At 72.7% G+C, this 1014-nt stretch carries 1 protein-coding gene and 1 pseudogene; one reads left to right on the top strand and one right to left on the bottom strand.

From position 1 onward, the window contains the following. Positions 1 to 29: 29 nt before the first annotated feature. Complete coding sequence (locus tag AB0O00_RS41475) at positions 30 to 437, bottom strand: cobalamin B12-binding domain-containing protein (protein ID WP_153460947.1); 408 nt, start codon at positions 435 to 437, stop codon at positions 30 to 32. Between the two features lie 318 nt (positions 438 to 755). On the opposite strand from AB0O00_RS41475, the pseudogene AB0O00_RS41480 reads away from it, so the two are divergent. Continuing rightward, positions 756 to 1014, top strand: a pseudogene (locus AB0O00_RS41480) (peptidase M23); the annotation flags it as partial.

Raw genomic sequence — 1014 nt, forward strand, 5'->3', positions numbered from 1 at the left:
GGGCGGCCCGCTCACCGGTCAGCCGAAGATCAGCCCGCCGCGCGGAGGTTGGCCTCGACCCACGCGACGACGTCCCGGGTCGGGGTGCCCGGGGTGAAGATGTCCGCGACGCCCATCGCCTTCAGCTCGGCGATGTCCTCGTCCGGGATGATCCCGCCGCAGAACACCTTGATGTCGGCCGCGTCGCGCTCCTTCAGCAGCTCCAGCACCCGCGCGCACAGCGTCATGTGGGCGCCCGAGAGGATCGACAGGCCGATGCCGTCCGCGTCCTCCTGGATGGCGGTGTCCACGACCTGCTCCGGCGTCTGGTGCAGCCCGGTGTAGATGACCTCCATGCCGGCGTCGCGCAGGGCGCGCGCGATGACCTTGGCACCGCGGTCGTGACCGTCCAGCCCCGGCTTGGCGACCACCACACGGATCGGCCCTGACACACCCATCACTGCCTCCTGGACCTCGTCGTCCACCAACCCACCCGGCCTCGTGGGCCGTGGGCGCGTTAACGGTCAATAACCAACCTGAGGGGAGGTTAGCGCCACCCGGGCCGGTTGGCCGTGCCACCCCTCAAGAGGAGGGCAAAATCACAGCCCCACCCCTTGCTACCAGTGGGTATACCCACCTCCGGCCCACCACACGGACCCCCGCCCGACCTCTTGACAACCGGAGGGTTTTCGGGGGCACCGAACGTGCAGCTACAGTCACGCCTGTTTTCCCTCGCCCGACGACGTGACCGAGGCCCACCGAGGAGGCAGCCCCCGATGGCTCCCGACGCAGCCGCCCGTCCGACCCGTGCGGAGCTGCGCGTGGCCGCCCGCGAGCAGTCCCGCGCGCAGCGGCGCGGCGCCGCCAAGGCGGCCACCCGGGCCGCGCTGTTCCGGGTCGCGGTGCCGTCGGTGGCCGCGCTCGGGGTGGCCGCGGCGGCGGCGATCTCGGTGGTGCAGGACGAGGCCGGCCGGGTGCCCGCACAGGCGACGGCGGCCGACGCCCCGGACGGCACCGCCGTCGGCACCGCCAAGA

The organism is Kitasatospora sp. NPDC093558 (genome assembly GCF_040683475.1).
Taxonomy (GTDB): Bacteria; Actinomycetota; Actinomycetes; order Streptomycetales; family Streptomycetaceae; genus Kitasatospora.